Annotated in this window: 13 protein-coding genes; 6 read left to right on the forward strand and 7 right to left on the reverse strand. The window is 68.3% G+C overall.

The features are described 5' to 3' along the window. Positions 1 to 407: 407 nt before the first annotated feature. Together KY572_RS01520 and KY572_RS01525 are read left to right on the forward strand one after the other, a co-directional pair. A complete protein-coding gene (locus KY572_RS01520; RefSeq protein ID WP_224240331.1) occupies positions 408 to 950 on the forward strand; it encodes a DUF2087 domain-containing protein in 543 nt (180 codons plus the stop codon). Positions 951 to 1155: 205 nt separating this feature from the next. Further along, positions 1156 to 1647, forward strand: coding sequence for a DUF1801 domain-containing protein (locus tag KY572_RS01525; protein WP_224240332.1), 492 nt, complete (start codon positions 1156 to 1158; stop codon positions 1645 to 1647). A gap of 62 nt (positions 1648 to 1709) precedes the next feature. Here KY572_RS01525 and KY572_RS01530 read toward each other — a convergent pair whose 3' ends face one another. After that, a complete protein-coding gene (locus KY572_RS01530; RefSeq protein ID WP_224240333.1) occupies positions 1710 to 2057 on the reverse strand; it encodes a GFA family protein in 348 nt (115 codons plus the stop codon). A gap of 422 nt (positions 2058 to 2479) precedes the next feature. Here KY572_RS01530 and KY572_RS01535 point away from each other — a divergent pair, with 422 nt between their 5' ends. After that, complete coding sequence (locus tag KY572_RS01535) at positions 2480 to 3256, forward strand: hypothetical protein (RefSeq protein ID WP_224240334.1); 777 nt, start codon at positions 2480 to 2482, stop codon at positions 3254 to 3256. 96 nt (positions 3257 to 3352) lie between these two features. On the opposite strand, the gene KY572_RS01540 is transcribed toward KY572_RS01535, so the two are convergent. Further along, positions 3353 to 4648 (reverse strand): serine/threonine-protein kinase, encoded by a 1296-nt coding sequence (locus KY572_RS01540; RefSeq protein ID WP_224240335.1) that lies wholly within the window; start codon positions 4646 to 4648, stop codon positions 3353 to 3355. 807 nt (positions 4649 to 5455) lie between these two features. Between KY572_RS01540 and KY572_RS01545 the strand changes: the two genes are divergently transcribed. Continuing rightward, the gene (locus KY572_RS01545) at positions 5456 to 6883 is read left to right on the forward strand and encodes a restriction endonuclease fold toxin 5 domain-containing protein (protein WP_456077657.1); all 1428 of its coding nucleotides are present in this window, start codon (positions 5456 to 5458) and stop codon (positions 6881 to 6883) included. A 14-nt stretch (positions 6884 to 6897) separates the two neighbouring features. Beyond that, positions 6898 to 7617, forward strand: a complete 720-nt coding sequence (locus tag KY572_RS01550) for an immunity 52 family protein (RefSeq protein WP_224240337.1) — start codon at positions 6898 to 6900, stop codon at positions 7615 to 7617. Positions 7618 to 7661: 44 nt separating this feature from the next. Here the strand turns inward: KY572_RS01550 and KY572_RS01555 are convergent, their stop codons facing one another. The 5 genes from KY572_RS01555 to KY572_RS01575 all read right to left on the reverse strand — a co-directional run bounded on the left by KY572_RS01555 (position 7662) and on the right by KY572_RS01575 (position 12223). Then, positions 7662 to 8462 (reverse strand): hypothetical protein, encoded by an 801-nt coding sequence (locus KY572_RS01555; protein WP_224240338.1) that lies wholly within the window; start codon positions 8460 to 8462, stop codon positions 7662 to 7664. A gap of 4 nt (positions 8463 to 8466) precedes the next feature. Next, positions 8467 to 9711: a vWA domain-containing protein gene (locus KY572_RS01560; protein ID WP_224240339.1), complete on the reverse strand. Its 1245-nt coding sequence runs from the start codon at positions 9709 to 9711 to the stop codon at positions 8467 to 8469. A 174-nt stretch (positions 9712 to 9885) separates the two neighbouring features. After that, positions 9886 to 10203, reverse strand: coding sequence for a hypothetical protein (locus KY572_RS01565; protein WP_224240340.1), 318 nt, complete (start codon positions 10201 to 10203; stop codon positions 9886 to 9888). 196 nt (positions 10204 to 10399) lie between these two features. Beyond that, on the reverse strand, positions 10400 to 10561 hold the full coding sequence (locus KY572_RS01570) for a hypothetical protein (protein ID WP_224240341.1): 162 nt from the start codon (positions 10559 to 10561) through the stop codon (positions 10400 to 10402). 282 nt (positions 10562 to 10843) lie between these two features. After that, positions 10844 to 12223: a hypothetical protein gene (locus tag KY572_RS01575; protein WP_224240342.1), complete on the reverse strand. Its 1380-nt coding sequence runs from the start codon at positions 12221 to 12223 to the stop codon at positions 10844 to 10846. A gap of 213 nt (positions 12224 to 12436) precedes the next feature. Between KY572_RS01575 and KY572_RS01580 the strand changes: the two genes are divergently transcribed. Next, on the forward strand, positions 12437 to 14596 hold the full coding sequence (locus KY572_RS01580) for a (Fe-S)-binding protein (protein WP_224240343.1): 2160 nt from the start codon (positions 12437 to 12439) through the stop codon (positions 14594 to 14596). Positions 14597 to 14624 lie beyond the last annotated feature (28 nt).

Below are 14624 nucleotides of genomic sequence, written 5' to 3' on the forward strand. Positions count from 1 at the left end.
TCCGAACGCCTCCGACTTCGACGTGTGGAAACCTCTTTCATGCAGCGGCCACCTCTGGGCTCAAGACATCAGCTCGCTCCGGTTGAGGAGGTGGGTACCGCCCCCGGGCATTGCCCGTCTTGGTGACGAGGCCCTTCTACACGCGCCCGAATCTCTTTCGGATGCGCCAGTTCTACGAGGCCTACCGCTCGAACCGAAGGCGTTGATTCTACCGGCGCCGGTCCGGCTCGCTCCGCCCAGCCGCTTGTGTTATAGAGCAGCTACCGGTCTGCAGCTCACCGAGGCGTCGCCGCCCCGCAAGGGGAGCTAAACCTGCACTCTCTTGTGACACGCACTTATCCCCGTGCCGAGTCGTAAGCCGGCGACCACCGACATCCTGATTGGAACGGCGCATACGAGGATAAGCCATGTCCCGACTCGCCCTCCCCTTGGAGGTCGCCGATCTCTCGGCGTTCGCCCGCTCGCTCCGCGACCAGCTCGAAAAACTCGAGCACAAGCCGAGCCACGTGGAGATGCTCAACCTGCTGTGCCGCGCGGCTGGATTCCGGAACTACCAGCACTTCCGCGCCGACTCGGAGGCCAGGCAACGCCTCGCCTCGCCACAGGAAGTGAAGCCCATTCCCGACCACCAGCTCATCGAAAAGGTCGCGCGACATTTCGACGAGGAGGGGCGCCTGCTGCGCTGGCCGGCCAAGGCCCCTCACCTGAAGCTCTGCCTCTGGGCGCTCTGGGCGCGCATTCCGAGCAGCCGCGTCCTCACCGAACGCGAGATCAGCGAGCTGTTGAACCGCTGGCACCTGTTCGGCGATCCCGCCGTGCTGCGCCGGGCGCTGTTCGAGGCCGGCTTCGTCGACCGGACCCAGGACGGCCGTCAGTACCGGCGCATCGAGCAGAAGCCACCGGTCGAGCTCAGCGCGTTGCTGGCCCGTGTGAGCACCCTCGCCGCCTAGACACGTCTCCCGTCGAGCCGCGAGGACACGACAACGCCCCCGGTCGCCAGCCTGGAGGCGTTGGGTGCGAGCATGAAGATCATCAGCCCGCTGTGGCCACCTGCGGCCAGCGTGTTGTGCTCGATTGGAGACTTCGTCATTCCGGCCAGGCGGGAAAGATCTTTCGGCTTTAATCAGGCTCGCATCCGGACACGGAGCACCCCCCATGCCGACTCGAACGAAGCGTCCTCCCTCCAAGCCGCCTCCCCGCCGTACGAAAGCCACCCTTGAAGCGTCCGCCGGCAGCAAGCCTGAACCCGGTGGTTCGCGGACGGACCCGGACGTCATCGCGTTTCTGCGCGAGCTGGATCATCCGCAGAAGAAGGAGATCGAGGCGGTGCGGCAGCTCATCCTCGGCATCAGCCCGGAGATCCGCGAAGGCATCAAATGGAACGCGCCGAGCTTCCAGACGACCGACCACTTCGCGACGTTCAACCTGCGCGGCAAGGAAGGCGCCCGGCTCATCCTCCACACAGGGGCCAAGACGAAGCAGACCGCGACCACGGGGATGAAGATCGCGGACCCCTTGGGCCTGCTGGAGTGGCTTGCCAGGGATCGCTGCCTGGTGACGCTCGGCACCCTGAAGGACCTCCAGGCACGGCGGGCCGCGCTGGAGGCCATCGTGCGCGAGTGGATCGCGCAGCTGCCTTCGCCCTAGCCCAGGCTGGAGCAGAGGGGTTGTCCGTCAGCGAGGCTCGACAAGCAGATGCTCGCGCGCGCTCAGTGGGACCGACCGTCGAAGTGCTGGACGGGAATGGCCGTGAAGTCCACGCCCTCCAGGCAGCGGACGTTGATCGCGGCCATGCGGTTGCCGGACGGATCGGTGCCCTCGCCGAACGGGTGGATGCCGCACTTCGCGCAGAACCGGTGCTGGATGACATGCTTGTTGAACGTGTACGTGCTCAGCTGCTGCTCGGGCGTCTTCAGGCGCAGGCTGTCCCGGGGGACGAACCAGAGCAGCGAGCCCCTCCGCGAGCACATGGAGCAGTTGCACGAGATGACCTGCTTGATGTCCCCTTCCACCTCGAAGGCGATGCCTCCGCAGTGACAGCTTCCCTTGTAGTTCATGGCGCGTCTCCTCCCGTCTCGATGGGCCGCGGAGGGTACGCTCCACTCTCCACGTCCGCCATACTGGAGTAGGGGCGGTGCTGGGGCGTGATGTGGATTCAGACGTTGAATCGCGAGTTTGGCTGGTTCTCCGTGAAGTCAGGGGAGGCGTGGGCTGGGACATCGAGGGACGCTTCGGGGACAGGACCGGGTCGTAGCACCTTCCCTTGAACAGCTTGCCGTTGGAACCGAGCGATTCGCACTGCTCGGGAACCGCGATGAGCGCAGGTTGATACGCAGGGGCCGACTGTGTTGAGCAAGAACGAGCATGTCAGGGTCATCGGATAGGAATAGCAGCCGTTCCACTCATCCGAGCATCGTGCGTGCCCCGCTCGGCCATCTGGCTGGCGGCGCTGTCCCCAACTCCCAAGGAGTGGCTGTCCATGAGAATCCCCTGCGCCCGCGTCATTGGAATCCTGCTGTGTACCCTGGCCTTCGTGGGCTGCGGCCCCCTCGACGAGGCCCGTGCCGTACCGGAGCAGGGCACCCTCGACGAGTCCAAGGCCCTCGTCGCCCAGGGCCTGGTCGGCACTTCGGCGCTGACCGGCTCCTACAGCTACAGCGCGAGCAACACCGACAGCGCCTACCAGAACACCGTGAACCAGGTGGTGACCCTCACCGCGGGGCAGACGCTCACCGTGGCCACCTGCGGTCTGCCGGGCGCCACCTTCACGGGCGACACATTCCTGCGGCTCTACGGGCCCCTCATCCAGCTGGCCTTCAATGACGATGCCTGCGGCGGCACTGGCTCCAGCCTCACCTTCACCAGTACCGCTGGGGGCACCTACGAGATCCGCGGCGGCTGCTACGCCAGCAGCAGCTGCACCGCCACGGTCGTGTGGCAGATCACCTATGGGGGCTCGTACGCCTTCAGCGCGAGCAACACCAACGACGCCCGGCAGAACACGGTGAACCTGAACGTCCCCCTCACCGTGGGCCAGAAGATCGACGTGAGCACCTGCGGTGGCGCCACGGGCGACACCTACCTGCGACTCTATGGCCCTTCCGCCACGCAGGTTGCCGCCAACGACAACAGCTGCTTCAACGGTGAAGGCTCGAGACTGAGCTACACCACCCTCACCAACGGCACGTTCCAGATCCGCGCGGGCTGCGCCTCCTCCGGCAGCTGCAGCGGCACGGTGACCTGGTCGGTCGAGTAGCGTCCATCACACGCGGCCAGCTCGGGAAGGCTTCGCCGGCTATCTGCTCAAGAGGTGGACTGCCAGAGGTGAGGCCTACCGAAGCAGGAGCTCGGTTCAGGGGGGGTTGGTGGGTTGGGACGTCGAGGGACGCTCCGGGGTCAGGACCGGGACGTAGCACCTTCCCTTGAACAGCTTGCCGTTGCCGCCGAGTGACTCACACTGCTCGCGCGCTGCATCGAACGGAACCCAGCACGCCCCGTTGAGCACAACCTGGGCCTTGCGAGGGCATCGCCCTCTGGCATCGGGGCGCAGTTGCCCCGGTTGCGGCTCCGGGAGCGAGTCCTCCGCGAGAGGCGCTGGGGCTGAGGGCTCCGGCGCCTGGGCGGTGGAGGCGCTGGACACAGCTTCACCCAGCCCCGCCGTGCCTGCATCCCGCGGGCCCGCCACTTCGATTCTCACCTGCGCGGGGGTGGGCTTCTCCGCGAGTCGCTCGGAAACCGCCCACCCCGTCCACACGCTCAGTGCCAGCCCTGCCGTCATCGCGAGCCAAGGCCACCCCAGACGCGCGGACCCTCGGGGCCCGGTCCGCTCGAGCGGCTGGCGCGACGCTCGCTCCAAGGCCTCGGCATGCTCCGCTGCGGTGCCGCGCTGCTCGGGGCGTACCGCGAGCATGCGCAGAATCGAGGCACGCACCGTGGGCTCCACGCCACGGAGCGAAGCGGGAGTGCGCACGGTACGCACCCGCCACCTCCCATGCTCATCCTGCGCCGGGTCCACCCATTCCGGGTACTCCCCCGTGAGCAGCCGGCACGCCGCCATGCCCAGCGCGTAGAGGTCATCGGCGGGCTGGTGGACGAAGCGAACCGAGCCGTCTCCGCGGGAGTTGACCTCGAACATGCCGGCTTGGGGAGAGCGGTAGAGCGGAGTGCCAAGACACGCACCGGGAGGCGTGAGCAGCTCAGCCCCCGGAAAGGAGCCCAGGCCAAAATCCGTGAGCATGGCGCGGCCGTCGGAGGAGCGCACCAGCACGTTGTCGCCCTTGAAGTCCCGGTGGACGGCGCCCTGGGCATGGAGCGCCTCCAGCGCACGGGCGAGCTGGGCCAGCACGCGGAAACACTCCCGGGAGGAGACATCCGGGTGCCCGCCCCAGCGGTACAGGGGCACACCCTCCACCCACTCCATGGCCAGCCACGGGAAGAGCGTGCCGGCTGGAGACTGCCAGGTACCGGAGTCCCACAGCCGAGGAACACTGGGGTGGCGCACGCGGGAGATCAGCTCCGCCTCGCGAGCAAACCGAGGGTCTCCGGGCCGCAGCGCCACCTTGAGCGCCACGGGCAGGCCCTGCGCGCAGTGCCGAGGTTCGGCGCGGTACACGGCGCCATGAACGCCCTGGCCCGCCCAGGCCACCACGCGCCACGGGCCCACCTCCGTGCCCGGAGTCAGCCGTGCCGAGACCGGTGTCTCCGTCCCGCTCTGTGCATGCCCGTCAATGATGAGCGCAGGTTGATACGCCGGGGCAGGCCTTGTCGAGGGTGAGCGGTGCGGTTCGTCACGGTGCCCCTCAGGGCGTGTGCGTCTCTCGCAGCGCGTAGAACACGGGCTGGAACGTTCGAGGGACGAGGCGCTTCGCCCTCTCGGGCTGACCTCGCCTCAGTGAGGTGACCTGGAGACGATCCGCGGAAAGCGCGGGCTGTCGATCGCGCCGAGCCCGAAGTAGGACACTCGTGGGTACCCCCTCCTTTTGGACCGAGCCCCTGCCTGTCGGCCGGACGGGTTGCGAACTGGTATGACAAGCATACCAGTCGGCGGCGCGCTGGCCCGACACGGACCCCTCCCTGACAGGCGGTGGAGGCGGAAGCGGCGCGAATCCCCGCGCTGCTGGTCCGATGTGCCGACGCCCTCGGTTCCACCGACCGGGGCTGAACGCCCGAAGGCACGCGGTGGCTGCGGCGACTAAAAGGGTCTGGGAGCCACGGCCCGCCCAGCCCACCACACGCCGGTGGCCCACGAGCGTGCCCACCGGCAGCATGGCAGGGTGAAGCGAGCACGGCGGAGCACCCGGCATGCGCGACAGCCGGCCCCATGGCTCGCAGCAAGAAAGGGAATGGCATCTGATCCAGGTGTCCTCACGGCCCCGTGATTGACGTGCCTGTCACGGCGCCCGTGTAATTCCGGCGAGGCTCCCGGCACACAGGGGCCGTGGCCAGGAGGCTCCACATGAGGCGCTGGGCGGTTCTTCTGCTGTTCGCATCCCTCTCGGCGTGCGCCCCCAAGAAAGTCGTCCGCCTGAACACAGGCCAGGGTGAGCCCATCGTCCTCGTCCCGCGCCGCGACGTGGAGCCAGTGGAACTGAACGAAGAGGAGTTCCGACAAGCCGTCATGAGGCACGCTCCGTCCGTGCTGGTCACGGAGCGTCCCCTGGAGTACGCAAGGAAGCTGTTCGGCGTGCCCGAGCGAAGCGGCTGGTTCTGGTACGAGAGCAGAAACAGTCGGCTCATGGCTTCGGAGCCAGACGCCCACCCGAACGTGAGGTTGTTGCCCGAGCAAGCAGAGTTGAAGCGCTCCTACCTGCAATGGTGCGAGCGGAGATGGGGTGGCGGAGACTGTCTGCGGCTGCTGGTGGACAAGCCCTTCCTGGACAGCGACGCCAGATACGCGCTGGCCATGGCCATTGCCCACACGCGGGTGCTCGGCGCCATGAAGGAGGAGCTGGCGCAGCAGGTGAACCCTCAAGCCATCGTGGCCACAGTCGTCGGCGGCCTGACCATGTATGCGCTCCTGCTCGCGCTGCCCGAGCCGGTGAGCAAGGGTGTAGCCGCGCTGCTGACGGTGGGCGCCATGGCCTACTTGGGCTGGGACACGGTGTGGCTCCTCATCGATGGGTGGTTGGTTCTGATGGAGGAAGTGGATGCCGCCACCACCTTCGAGGCCATCTCCGCGTCCGGAGAGACGTTCGGGGACACGATGGGAGAGAAGGCGGCGCGAGCCTTCGTCATGTTGGCGATGGTGGCAATGGGGAACTCCACCTCGAGCATGGCGGCGACGCTGCCCAAGCTGCCGGGAGCTGGTCAGGCGGCGGTGGTGGCCGAGACGCAGTTCGGCATCCGTTTCACGGCTCCAGCGCTGGCTCAGGTGGAATCGGCTGCTATCAGCGCCGAGGGGATCACCCTCGCGCTGGCTCCCAACGCAGTCGCCATGGCGGCACGTGATAGCTCAGGCGGCAAGGCTGGCGCGCAGGCTCCACCGCCCAACTCCAGTGGCCCGGGGGAATGGGTCAAGGCGAACGAAGGCATGCCCGAGCAGTCGCGCCGCTATCAGGCGCAGGTGACGGGCGCACCTGAAGGCTACGTCTACCGCGTCAAGCTGGGCGACAAGTTCGTGAAGTTCGACGGCTTCGATAAAGGAGTTCTCCTCGAGACCAAGGCCACAGGCTACGCGCAGTGGATCAACAAGAAGCTGGAGTTCTTCGGGAACTTCGAGGGGCGTGACCAGATGCTCGAGCAGGCGAGACGTCAGTTCAAGGCCGCCAACGGGACCCCCATCCGGTGGATCGTCGCCGAGGAGAAACTCGCGGGCGCACTCCGAGTGCTGTTCAAGGAAGCGGGCCTCAAGATCGAGGTCACTCACGTTCCCCCCGCTCCGTGAGGAGTCGCCATTCCATGACAGATACCTACTACGCTGCCTCCTATTGGCTCGCCCGCGCGGAATCCGTCGAGGCTTGCGCCCGACGCGCGGAGCATTTCTTCCACCTCCTGGGCCGCTGCGACCCGGCATGGGCCCGCTGGTATGAGAAAGCAAACTCCTTCGAGGCGGCGCGCAAACTCCAGTTCGGCACGGATGCGACGAGCTTTCGGAAGCTGTTCGCGCGCGAGGAGAACCACTTCGATGACGACTTCTCGTTTCACTTGTGGACGGGTGACAGCCTGGAGGAAACGTCCCTGGTCGACGGAGCGTGTGGTTCGTCCTCTCTTCAGCTCCCGTCTCGCTGCGTGCTCCGGCCCTATGATGAGGGGCCCATTGGGGATCGGGTGCTGACGGCTCCCGTCATGACAGCGGTGTCGCGCGCCATGGCCCTGGCATGGGATCCGGAGTGGGGAGTGGCTACCTCTCGCGAGCACCGCGACAGCGTCACAGCGGACGCTGATCCCGGCACATTCGTCGGCTGGGTGATGTACTTCTCGCGGCTGCGCGGCACGGTGCCAGCCCTGCCTGCTCCCGTGCGTGTCGAGCCCGTGGAAGACAAGGGCTCCCTCGTCATCCTCACTCCCGAGCGATTCACTGTCTCCAACCCGGAGCACGTAGCGCTTGCCGCCCGCGTCCACGACCTGCTGGACCGGGCCAAGCTACTACGGCCTTTGCGGCCCTGGCCGGCAGGCTGACTGGAAGTGCTGGAACCTCGCGCTTTCCGAGGGTCGTCTCCAGGCTACCCGCCGCGCCCGGCGAACAGGGCTTCCAGCGCCTTGAGCTGCGTGCTGTTCGAGCGTCCCTTCAGCTCGGAGCGGCAGACGGTCTTCAGCCGGGCGAGCACCCGGTACGCGGTGGCGCGGGCCAGGCCCTGCTCGCGCGCCCAGTCCTCCACCGTGCCCTCCTCCATCAGCAGGTGGCGCAGCAGGTGGCGCTCCTGCGGCCTGAGCACCTCGAGGAGCTGGCGCGCCAGCTGCTGCGCGTCCATGCGACGCCGCAGCGCCTCGGGCGGATCATGCAGCCCGGTGTCCTCATGTGTCGGCGTGGGAGCGTCCAGCGCGTAGCGGCGCATCAGCTCGCGCAGGGCCTCCGCGGGCTGGGGCCAGCGTCCCAGCTCCGCGGCGTAAGCGCGAAGGGCCTCCTCGACGAGGGCGCGACTGAAGCGCTCGCCCTGGGTGAGGAGCGCGGGCCAGGCCACCGACTCGGGTGCGGCGCTCGCGACGCGGCCGAGCACCTCGCGCACGTGCGCCCCGAGCGCATGCGCGACGTCGTGGTCGTCCCGCTCGTCCGCGACCACCTGGCGGAAGCGATGGCGCAGGGCTCGCGTCAGCGCCTCGTCCTCCATGGCGAGCAGCTCCCGGCGGCGCGTGCCGTGGAGGATGTGGCGCTCGAAGAAGAGGCCGAGCAGGCCGTCCACCAGCTCACCGGGAGCGGTGCCGGCCAGCAGCGTGCGGAGCGCGTCGAAGGCGGGCTCGGAGAAGGCTCCACTGGCGTCGAACTCGCGCAGGGCGTCGCGCACGATGGCCAGCGGTGCTGCCATGACGTCAGTGCTCCACCTTCTTCTTGGGATTCACGGGCATGCGGATGACCTGACTGACGGAGGTGCGCGCCCCCTCGGCCTTCGCGCGGCGGAGCATGAGGGCGGGCAGCTCGGCCACGCGGCGCTCCACGGCCAGGCGCAGGTCCGCGAGGCGCTCCAGGTGACGGCGCGCGGGCACCTCGTCCACGGCCAGGCGGACCAGCTCGTGCAGCGCGGCCTCGGCCTCGTTGAGCGAGCGGCCGGCGGCCTCGACATCGCGGCGGGAGAGGGCCTTCCAGGCGGCGCCTTCGGCGGCGACGAGATCCAGCTCCACGGTGACCGCGCGCACCAGCTTGCCCTGGGGGCTGTCGGGGAGCACGCGCGTGACGGGCACGGTGGGACGGCGCGTGTCGCCGCGCTCGAGGAAGGAGGCGGAGACGGTGAGGTTCCAGTCGGCGGAGGCCAGGCGCCCGGTGAAGAGGGCGCGGCGCAGACAGGCCTGGGAGATGGCGCCGAGCAGCACGCTCATGGCGTCGCCCTCGACGCGAGCGGGGTAGCGGTGGCGGCAGCGCAGCTCGTTGAAGCCGGAGGGCAGCACGTGAATGCGGGCCTCGGAGGCCACCTCGCCGAACAGCTCGGTGACGATGCCGGCCACGGTGGTGGGCAGGGCCTCGGCGTCATCGGCGTGGGAGAAGCCGGTGCCGGAGGGGCTGGTGAGGGCCTCGAGGATGTCCGGCATGTAGTGCCGACCGAGGCCGAGCGCATGGAGCGTCAGCCCGGACTCGGCGACCTTGGAGCCGAGCTGGCGGAAGTCCAGGACGGAGGCCAGGCCGACGGAGGGCTCGCCATCGGTGAGCAGCAACAGCTTGGGGCGGGCGCCGGGGATGAGCACGCGACGCAGCGAGGCGGCGCCGAGGTCCACGGCTTCATGAAGCGCGGTGCCGGAGCCGGTCTCGAGGGCGGAGAGGCGCTCGGCGAGCTCGGCCTTGGCATCGGGCTCCATGGCGCGCACGGGGAGGATCTGCTCGGGCATGCCATCGAAGGCGAGCAGGCCGATGTAGTCGCGAGGACCGGCCTGGGCGACGAGGGCCTGAGCGGCCTCGACGGCGGCGACGAGGGGCGCGCCGCGCATGGAGGCGCTGCGATCGATGAGGAGATTGATGGCGACGGGAGCGCGCGGGGCATCCGCATCGGCCTCCAGGGTGACGAGCAGGGAGACTTCCCTCCCCTGCTCGTTGTCGCGCTCCACCGCCCAGGCCATCAGCTTCATTCAGTTCCCCTCGCCGGATGAGGGCTATTCTGCCGTGTTCCTAGACAAGACGGCAGGTCCACCCACCGCGTCTCACTGCCTGATGCGCTTCAAGAATTCCAGGGGGTTGCGGTACCGCGCGGAAGAGCCCGGCCGACCCGAGACAGGGAAAACGCGAGGAATATGAACCTCGCCTCAGGTTGGAGCGCCACAAGCGGCACAGTGCCGAGCCTGAGGGGTGCGCAGCGGCTTGCCGCAAGCGGCGCACGGCGGTCCGTAGAGGGACAGCCGATGGTGCACCACCGCATTGGGGTTCGTCTCGGCCATGCCCGTGAGCCGCTTGTACTCCTCGAGCATGGGGAGGAACCGTTCCCGAAGAGGCGAGTTCTCCTCTTGTCGGAGCCCGTTCGCCCCGGGCGCACGCTCCGAATACAGGCGCCACATCGCCTGGAACTCGTCCTCATCGAGCATCGGGACATCCATCTGGCAGCGCCAGCACCAGAGCACCTTCATCGACGACTCTCCTGATTCACGCCACGAGCCTGCCTTGCGCGCGGCTTTCGCACCACCGGGCGTGGACGCCGGAACGCGTCTCTGTCTGAGGGAAGGACGGGGAGCTCTCCTGGAGCTACGACCCGGGTACGACGCTTCTTTCGACGACTCGACTTCGGGGGCCCCCGCGCGAGCACGGCCGCGGGGGCACTCGACACTATTCTGGATCCCAGCCGCCCCACGATTCTTCGCTGTACGTCCACTGCCGGCCGCCAGCCGTGACGGTCACGGGAAGCACACCCTCGCTCTCCCCGTCATCCCCCAGGACGACAAAGCCCATGCTGTCGTCGTCCACGTACGTCGTGTCGTCGTGCCTCATGGTGCACCTCCGGACGCTCCGCATTCATGGATCGGGTAGACGGCGGTAGACCGCTCGCCCCCCGGCGGGCGCCCCCCTGTTCGGTCGACGGAGGCCCGCCCCATGCGGTACCTCCACAGCGCGTTGACCGATTTACCGCCAAGGTGGGCATGTACCCCGGCCATGTAAACCGGTTGAGCTATCCGGCCTCCAGGCACGTCGGGCAGCGCACGGCCGCCCGGTCGCTCTCGTCCGCTGCCGGATGCTTGATGGCCCTTCAGGGCGGGTCGAACCCGCGCGGGATCAGCAGCCGCAGTCGCAGTTGGCCAGGTAGCTGGCCGCCAGCGGAGAGCCGTCCTCGCGCACGATGGCCGTCCGGCCCTGGCTGTCGCCCGAGTCCAGCGTGAGCAGCTCCACGCGCCCGTCGCCCTCGAGGTCGATGACTGCCTGGACGCTCTCGCCTTTGACTTCTCCAGCGACGAGGGACTCCTGGCCGCCCTCTACCACCACCGCCACGCGCGACACCGTGGCCGTGAAGTCCGGTCCTCCACACACGTCGTTGCCCTCGCCCGTGTAGAAGTGCGCGAGCCCCACCACCACCTGGCGCCCAGCCGCGGAGAACACGCGGAACTCCACGGACTCCTGCAGCGGCAGGCCCTGCTCACGGGCGTGGGACTCCCCCTCCGCGCGCGTCTTCGCGAAGGCCGGCAGGGCCCGAAGCGCCGCCTCCTGGGAAGCCCTCAGCGGCTCGGGCAGCGAATCCGAGCGGGCGAAGTACCGGGGCGCCGGAGCTCCTCCGGGCAGGACGAAGGCGATGGCGTCCGACTGCATCGCCCGAGTCTCCACGAGCGAACAGTCCAGCTCGGCCACGGGCCACGCGCCGCCGCACCCCGGCTCCTTCGGGGGCTCCGCGTCCTGGAAGTAGCCGAAGTGCGGGATGCCCCGGTTGAGGGAGGCAAAGCCCTTCACGCGGCACCCGGACTTGAGCAGCCCCTGCCTGTCATACACGTCGACAGTGGCGCCCTTCTGGAAGGCCCCGTTGGGGTCCTCGCGGAGTGTCGCCATCCAGAAGCCGCGGTCCTCGCCCACCTGGCGCAGCGTGGCGCCCGGCGTGTCCTTCGGCTCGCTGCTCAGGAGCACGAAGCTCTGGGGCCCGCGCAGGTCCATGAGGCGAGGCTCCCCAGGCGAGCCAGCCCGAGCCGCCACCGCCGCCTGAGCCTGAAGCTGGCGCTGGCAGTCGGCCTCGCGCCGCGCCCGGTCCTGGGCGAGCGCTCCCGCGTTCTTCAGGTAGTGCTTCACGCCCGCCTGCTTCAGGCGCCCGGCCAGGGCGATGGCCGCCTCCTTCTCGGCGAAGGCCCCGGCCACCACCACCTCCAGACAGGGCTTCAGGGAGGCGAACGGAGTGCTCGACAGCCGCTTCACCCCCGAGCCGAGCCCGGCCGCCCCCAGCTTCTCGATGACGTCCTTCCCCTCGCCGGGCATGGGAGAGGAGTGGACGATGACGAGGTACTTGCTGGCGAAGTCCGCCTCGAGCGACGCGGCGGAGTCCTTCGAGCCGGAGGCCGAGGGAGACGTGGCGGAGGCCGGGGTAGCAGCGGGAGCGGAGGCCGAGCCGCCACACCCCTTCATCGAGCCACAGCCCGCCAGCAGAACGAGCACCAGGAAGGAGACCAGGGAGCGCATGACCCCGGCTGCTTACCACGAGCCCCCTACCCTCCTGTGCCGGGTAGCCGACGGTTGCCCCGGGGGCAGGCACGCACGCGGTGTCGGGCTCGGTCGCGGCAGCCACCTCCGTGCTTGATTCGCGAGTCAACCTTGTTAGGTTTGGAGCCAGTCCTTGCCGCATCGCGGCAATGAGCCACCCGTCTCCCCGGCTTCCGAGCGCCCCGAGCCCCCATGAGCCCCATCATCACAGGCCTGCTCATCGCTGTCGCAATCTCCTTCTTCGTCATGACCATGGCAGGCCGCGTCGGCGCCCTGCTCGCGATGAAAGGGGAGCACCGGCTGGACAACATCCCCTTCCGCGTGAAGCAGCTGCTGCGCTTCGGCCTCGGGCAGCAGCGCATGGTGGATCCGGAGGAGTTCACTCCGGGCCTGATGCACGTCTTCATCTTCGCGGCGTTCCTGGTGCTGCAGCTGCGCAGCATCTCGCTGTTCGCGATGGGCTTCAGCGAGACGGCGCTGGAGGTGCTCACGGACCTGGGGCACCCGTTCTGGCTGAACAACCCGGCGGTGCTCCACATCTACCGGGGCTACCTGCTGGTGAAGGACGTGGTGGCCACGCTGGCGGTGCTGGGCGTGCTGTACTTCGCCTTCCTGCGCGCCAAGGTGAAGCCGGACCGCATGACGCCCTCGTGGGAGGCCTACCTCATCCTGGGCTTCATCGGCGGGCTGATGGTGACGGAGTTCGCCTTCGGCGGCAGCCACATGGTGGAGCAGAACGGCAGCTTCGTGTGGTGGGAACCGACCACCAGCCTGGTGGGCCTGGGGATGATGGCGCTGGGCACCACGGGCGCGCACGTGGTGGGGCTGGCCGGCTTCTGGCTGCACCTGACCATCATCCTGGTGTTCCTGAACTTCCTGCCCCACGGCAAGCACTTCCACATCATCACCGGCCTGCCCAACGTCTTCTTCCAGCGCACCCGCGCCAGCGGCAAGCTGGGCACGCCGAACCTCGAGAAGGAGGAGTTCGGCACCGCGACGGTGAAGGACCTGACGTGGAAGCAGGGCATGGACCTGTACTCGTGCACCGAGTGCGGCCGCTGCCAGACGCACTGCCCCACGTACATCACCGGCAAGCCGCTGACGCACAAGGGCGTGAACCAGGACCTGAAGCACTGGCTCTGGAACAACCAGCAGTGGGTGGAGGAGGGCTACGGCCCCAGCGGCGTGAAGGAGCCGCTGCCTGAAATCATCGGCACGGCGCTCAAGGCCGAGACGGTGTGGGCGTGCACCAGCTGCGGCTGGTGCGAGCAGGCCTGCCCGGTGTTCATCGAGAACATCCCGCGCCTCATCGACATGCGCCGCTACCAGGTGCAGGTGAAGGCGGAGTTCCCGCAGGAGATCCAGCGCGTCTTCGAGGGCATCGAGCGTCAGGGCAACCCGTGGGGCATCGGGCAGGACCGGCGTGACGAGTGGGCCGAGGACCTGCACCTGCCCACGTGGGGTGATGGCGGCGGCCCGTACGAGTACCTGTTCTTCGTGGGCTGCGCGGGCAGCTACGACGACAAGCAGAAGAAGGTGAGCCGGGCGCTGGTGAAGATCATGCGCGAGGCGGGCGTGAGCTTCGCCACGCTGTCCAAGCAGGAGATGTGCAACGGCGAGACGGCGCGCCGCATGGGCAACGAGTACCTGTACCAGACGATGGCGAAGATGAACGTGGAGGCGTGGAACGGGCTGGGGGTGAAGGCGGTGATTACCCAGTGCCCGCACTGCTTCAACACCATCAAGAACGAGTACCCGGAGTTCGGCGGCGAGTACCGCGTCATCAGCCACACGGAGCTCATCAACGAGCTGCTCAAGGACAAGCGCATCAAGCTGTCCGCGGTGATGAACTCGAAGCTGACGTACCACGACCCCTGCTACCTGGGCCGGCACAACGGGGTGTACGACGCGCCGCGCGAGGTGCTCAAGGCCATCCCGGGGCTGGAAGTCGTCGAGATGCAGCGCAGCAAGCGCGAGGGCTTCTGCTGCGGCGCGGGTGGCGGGCGGATGTGGATGGAGGAGCACATCGGCACGCGCATCAACCACAACCGCATCAACGAGGCGGCGCTGACGCTCCAGCACGCGGCCCAGCCGAGCACGCCCTACCCGGACGCAGCGGACAAGAAGAAGCCGGGCCAGGTGGGCGACTACAAGGAGAAGGGCGGCTCGGGCGTGGTGGCGGTGGCCTGCCCGTTCTGCTCGACGATGCTGCGCGACGCGGTGAACGACACGGGCCGCGAGGAGAACATCAAGGTGAAGGACATCACCGAGCTGGTGGCCGACGCGCTGGAGACGAAGTCCGGCCCGGCCACGGTGACGCCCGGCACGACGGTGAGCGCCAAGCCCGAGTAAGGAGGCCTCGGGCCCTTCGGCGCTCCGG

Source organism: Hyalangium gracile, assembly GCF_020103725.1.
In the GTDB taxonomy this organism is placed as follows: domain Bacteria; phylum Myxococcota; class Myxococcia; order Myxococcales; family Myxococcaceae; genus Hyalangium; species Hyalangium gracile.

Bases quoted from the DNA above. Each gene is read 5' to 3' on its own strand.
- KY572_RS01520 (WP_224240331.1), top strand. From the start codon at position 408: ATGTCCCGACTCGCCCTCCCCTTGGAGGTCGCCGATCTCTCGGCGTTC.
- KY572_RS01555 (WP_224240338.1), bottom strand. From the start codon at position 8,462: ATGGCAGCACCGCTGGCCATCGTGCGCGACGCCCTGCGCGAGTTCGAC.
- KY572_RS01570 (WP_224240341.1), bottom strand. From the start codon at position 10,561: ATGAGGCACGACGACACGACGTACGTGGACGACGACAGCATGGGCTTT.
- KY572_RS01545 (WP_456077657.1), top strand. From the start codon at position 5,456: ATGAGGCGCTGGGCGGTTCTTCTGCTGTTCGCATCCCTCTCGGCGTGC.
- KY572_RS01560 (WP_224240339.1), bottom strand. From the start codon at position 9,711: ATGAAGCTGATGGCCTGGGCGGTGGAGCGCGACAACGAGCAGGGGAGG.
- KY572_RS01550 (WP_224240337.1), top strand. From the start codon at position 6,898: ATGACAGATACCTACTACGCTGCCTCCTATTGGCTCGCCCGCGCGGAA.
- KY572_RS01530 (WP_224240333.1), bottom strand. From the start codon at position 2,057: ATGAACTACAAGGGAAGCTGTCACTGCGGAGGCATCGCCTTCGAGGTG.
- KY572_RS01580 (WP_224240343.1), top strand. From the start codon at position 12,437: ATGAGCCCCATCATCACAGGCCTGCTCATCGCTGTCGCAATCTCCTTC.
- KY572_RS01565 (WP_224240340.1), bottom strand. From the start codon at position 10,203: ATGAAGGTGCTCTGGTGCTGGCGCTGCCAGATGGATGTCCCGATGCTC.
- KY572_RS01525 (WP_224240332.1), top strand. From the start codon at position 1,156: ATGCCGACTCGAACGAAGCGTCCTCCCTCCAAGCCGCCTCCCCGCCGT.
- KY572_RS01575 (WP_224240342.1), bottom strand. From the start codon at position 12,223: ATGCGCTCCCTGGTCTCCTTCCTGGTGCTCGTTCTGCTGGCGGGCTGT.
- KY572_RS01535 (WP_224240334.1), top strand. From the start codon at position 2,480: ATGAGAATCCCCTGCGCCCGCGTCATTGGAATCCTGCTGTGTACCCTG.